The organism is Variovorax sp. 01T439_2, assembly GCF_056398445.1.
Window position 1 is genome coordinate 1 of sequence record NZ_JBFTPJ010000496.1, and the last position, 4,369, is coordinate 4,369.

Sequence of the window (4,369 nt, forward strand, 5' to 3'; positions counted from 1 at the left end):
GACCAAGCTGACGCAGCTGTACGGACTGCTGGACGAACTGATCGCGCTGGAGCAACCCGAATGAGCCCCTCCTCCCCTTTCCTGCCCGCCGGCACCGTGTACGGCACGCTGCTGAACTTCCGCGCGGAAATGCAGGCGCTCGCGCCGCAGATGACCGAGCCGCCGTACAAGGCGCCGCCGAAGGCGCCCGTGCTCTACGTGAAGACCGCCAACACCTGGAGCCCGCACGGCAGCGCCATCGCGGTGCCTGCATCGGTGCCCGAAGTGGAGATCGGCGCGAGCATCGGCATGGTGATCGGCGCCGAGGGCGACGTGGAAGGCTTCGTGCTGATGAACGATCTCTCGATTCCGCATGCGAGCTTCTTCCGCCCGCCCGTGAAGTTCAAGTGCGTCGACGGTTTCCTGGGCGTCGGACCGGCGCTGCGCGATGCGCAGGAGGTGGCCGATCCCGCTGGCTTTCGCGCCGAGGTGCGTGTCAACGGCACGCTGAAGCAGTCGATCGACTTCTCGCAGCTCGTGCGGCCCGCGCAGCAGCTGCTGGCCGACGTGGGCGAATTCATGACGCTCGCGCATGGCGACGTGCTGATGCTCGGCTGCGACGCCGGCCGGCCGCTGGCGCGTGCGGGCGACCGCATCGAGATTTCCGCGCCGGGGTTCGAGAGCCTCTGCAACACGCTGGTGCAGGAGGCCGCCGCATGAAGCACGCACGCGTCATCTTCGAAGGCCGCGAGCACACCGGCACCGCGCACGAATTCAACGGCCAGGCCGATGCCGCCGTGCGGCTGGACGACGGCCGCATCGTGCCGCAGGAACAGCTCACGTGGCTGCCGCCGCTCGCGCCCACGCCGCGGCCGCGCACCATCCTCGCGCTCGGCCTCAACTACGCCGACCACGCGAAGGAACTCGAGTTCAAGGCGCCCGAGGAACCGCTGGTGTTCGTCAAGGGCCAGAGCACGCTGATCGGCCACCGCCAGCACACGCACCGGCCGGCCGGCGTGCAGTTCATGCACTACGAGTGCGAGCTCGCCATCGTGGTCGGCAAGACCGCGAAGCGCGTAAAGCGGGCCGACGCCTACGACTTCATCGGCGGCTACACCGTGGCCAACGACTACGCGATCCGCGACTACCTCGAAAACTGGTACCGCCCCAACCTGCGCGTGAAGAACCGCGACACCTGCACGCCGCTCGGCCCGTGGTTCGTCGATGCGGCCGACGTGCCCGACCCCATGGCGCTCGCATTGAAGACCACGGTGAACGGCACCGTCACGCAGCAGGGCAGCACGCGCGACATGATCTTCGACGCGCCCTTCCTCATCGAATACTTCAGCCGCTTCATGACGCTGTCGCCCGGCGACCTGATCCTCACGGGCACGCCCGACGGCGTGGTCGATTGCAGGCCGGGCGACGTGGTCGTGACGGAAATCGAGCGCATCGGCGCGCTGGTCAACACCCTCCAAGGAAAAGCATGAGAGTCGATCACCTGATCGCGGGCAAGGCTGTTGCCGGCAGCGAATACTTCGAAACCGTCAACCCCGCCACGCAGGAGGTGCTGGCCGAAGTCGCCTCGGGCGGCGAAGCCGAAGTGAACGCGGCCGTGGCTGCGGCGAAGGAGGCGTTCCCCAAGTGGGCCGGCCTGCCCGCGCCCGAGCGCGCCAAGCTCATCCGCAAGCTCGGCGACCTGATCGCGCAGCACGTGCCCGAGATCGCGCAGACCGAGACCAACGACTGCGGCCAGGTCATCGCGCAGACCGGCAAGCAGCTGATCCCGCGCGCGGCCGACAATTTCTATTACTTCGCCGAGATGTGCACGCGCGTCGACGGCCACACCTACCCCACGCCCACGCACCTGAACTACACGCTGTTCCACCCGGTGGGCGTGTGCGCGCTGATCAGCCCGTGGAACGTGCCCTTCATGACCGCCACCTGGAARGTCGCGCCCTGCCTGGCCTTCGGCAACACCGCGGTGCTGAAGATGAGCGAGCTCTCGCCGCTGACGGCTGCGCGCCTCGGTGAGCTCGCGCTCGAAGCGGGCATTCCGCCCGGCGTGCTGAACCTGGTGCACGGCTACGGCAAGGAGGCCGGCGAGCCGCTGGTGGCGCACCCTGACGTGCGCGCGATCTCGTTCACCGGCTCCACCGCCACGGGCAACCGCATCGTGAAGAGCGCGGGCCTCAAGAAGTTCAGCATGGAGCTCGGCGGCAAGAGCCCGTTCGTGATCTTCGAGGACGCCGACCTCGACCGCGCGCTCGACGCGGCCGTGTTCATGATCTTCAGCAACAACGGCGAGCGCTGCACCGCCGGCTCGCGCATCCTGGTGCAGCAGTCGATCTACGCCGACTTTGCCGCCAAATTCGCGGAGCGCGCCAGGCGCATCGCGGTGGGCGATCCGCTCGACGAGAAGACCATCGTGGGTCCGATGATCTCGCAGGCCCACCTGGCCAAGGTGCGCAGCTACATCGAGCTGGGCCCGAAGGAAGGCGCGACGCTCTTGTGCGGCGGCCTCGATGCACCGGCCAACCTGCCCGAGCGCGTTCAGCGCGGCAACTACGTGATGCCGACCGTGTTCGCCGACGTCGACAACCGAATGAAGATCGCGCAGGACGAAATCTTCGGCCCGGTCGCCTGCCTGATCCCGTTCAGGGACGAGGCGCACGCCATCGAACTCGCCAACGACATCCCCTACGGCCTGTCGAGCTACGTGTGGACCGAGAACATCGGCCGCGCCCACCGCGTGGCTGCSGCGGTGGAGGCCGGCATGTGCTTCGTCAACAGCCAGAACGTGCGAGACCTGCGCCAACCCTTCGGCGGCACCAAGGCCTCAGGCACGGGGCGCGAAGGCGGCACCTGGAGCTACGAGGTGTTCTGCGAGCCGAAGAACGTGGCGGTGTCGATGGGCTCGCACCACATCCCGCATTGGGGAGCCTGACCATGGGCACCCTCGCACTCGCCGCCAAGATCACGCACGTACCGTCGATGTACCTCTCGGAATTCCCGGGGCCGAACTTCGGCTGCCGCGATGCCGCGATCAACGGCCACAAGGAAATCGACCGGCGCTGCCGCGCGCTGGGCGTGGACACCATCGTGGTGTTCGACGTGCACTGGCAGGTCAACAGCGAATACCACATCAACTGCGGTCCGAAGTTCGGCGGCACCTACACCAGCAACGAGCTGCCGCACTTCATCAAGAACATGCCCTACGCCTACCCGGGCAACCCGGCGCTGGGCCACCTGATTGCCGACGTGGCGAACGAAATGGGCGTGAAGAGCCGCGCGCACAGCGACACCACGCTCGAACTCGAATACGGCACGCTGGTGCCCATGCGCTACATGAACGCCGACCAGCACTACAAGGTGATCAGCATCAGCGGCTGGTGCGACTGGCACGACCTCACGGAGTCGGGCCGCTTCGGCCTCGCGGTGCGGCGCGCGATCGAGGAGCGCTACGAGGGCACGGTGGCGGTGTTCGCGAGCGGTTCGCTCTCGCACCACTTCGCGGACAACGGCCGCGCCCCCGAATTCATGCACAAGGTCTACGATCCCTTCCTCGAGCAGGTGGACCGCCGCGTGGTCGAGCTCTGGGAGGCCGGCGATTGGAAGACCTTCGTCGGCATGCTGCCGATGTACGCCGACAAGTGCTGGGGCGAAGGCGACATGCACGACACCGCGATGCTGCTGGGCCTCCTGGGTTGGGACCGCTACGCCGCGCCGGTGGAAGTGGTCACGCCCTATTTCGGGAGCTCGGGCACGGGGCAGATCAATGCCATCTTCCCCGTGACGCCACTGCCTGCGGAAACCACCACCTGAGAAAGCACCGCATGCCCCACGTCGTCATCCAGTACACCGCCAATCTCGAAGCCGAAGCCGACATGGGCGGCCTGTGCCGCTCGCTCGCCGCCGTCCTGGTCGCGCAGAAGGACGGCGCGGGCCGCAAGCTCTTTCCCACCGGCGGCACACGGGTGTTGGCCTACCCAGCCGTGCACTACGCCGTGGCCGACGATGCGGACGACTACGCCTTCGTCTACATCAACGTGCGCATCGCAGCGGGCCGGAGCGAGGAAGACAGGAAGAAGGCCGGCGACGCGCTGCTCGATGGCGCGAAGAAGCACTTCGCGCCCATCTTCGACAAGCGCCACATCGGCATCACGCTGCAGATCGACGAAAGCCCCGGCCAGGTGTACGACGGCAAGCACAGCAACCTGCATCCACTCTTCAACAAGTAGCCCCATGCTCACTGCCGACACCATCGCCAGGCTGGCCGCCGAACTGCACGAAAGCGAAAAGTCGCGCGTGCAGGTCGAGCATTTCTCCAAGCGCTTTCCCGAAATGACCATCGAGGACGGCTACGCCATCTCGCGCGCATGGGTCAAGC

The 4,369-nt window shown here is 67.0% G+C and carries 5 protein-coding genes and 1 pseudogene; all 6 read left to right on the forward strand.

Annotated elements, in window-relative coordinates; genetic code table 11:
- Positions 1–60 precede the first annotated feature (60 nt).
- On the forward strand, positions 61–699 hold the full coding sequence (locus AC1DOC_RS21415; RefSeq protein WP_478080015.1) for a fumarylacetoacetate hydrolase family protein: 639 nt from the start codon (positions 61–63) through the stop codon (positions 697–699).
- A complete protein-coding gene (locus AC1DOC_RS21420; RefSeq protein WP_478080016.1) occupies positions 696–1,469 on the forward strand; it encodes a fumarylacetoacetate hydrolase family protein in 774 nt (257 codons plus the stop codon). The genes AC1DOC_RS21415 and AC1DOC_RS21420 overlap by 4 nt, the downstream gene beginning before the upstream one ends.
- Entirely contained in the window at positions 1,466–2,926 is a 1,461-nt protein-coding gene (gene hpaE, locus AC1DOC_RS21425) for a 5-carboxymethyl-2-hydroxymuconate semialdehyde dehydrogenase (protein ID WP_478080017.1), read from the forward strand. Before AC1DOC_RS21420 ends, hpaE begins: the two co-directional genes overlap by 4 nt.
- 2 nt (positions 2,927–2,928) lie before the next feature.
- Complete coding sequence (gene hpaD, locus AC1DOC_RS21430; RefSeq protein ID WP_012745406.1) at positions 2,929–3,804, forward strand: 3,4-dihydroxyphenylacetate 2,3-dioxygenase; 876 nt, start codon at positions 2,929–2,931, stop codon at positions 3,802–3,804.
- An 11-nt stretch (positions 3,805–3,815) separates the two neighbouring features.
- Positions 3,816–4,220 (forward strand): 5-carboxymethyl-2-hydroxymuconate isomerase, encoded by a 405-nt coding sequence (locus AC1DOC_RS21435; protein WP_278879189.1) that lies wholly within the window; start codon positions 3,816–3,818, stop codon positions 4,218–4,220.
- Between the two features lie 4 nt (positions 4,221–4,224).
- A pseudogene (locus tag AC1DOC_RS21440) lies at positions 4,225–4,369 on the forward strand (2-oxo-hept-4-ene-1,7-dioate hydratase); the annotation flags it as partial.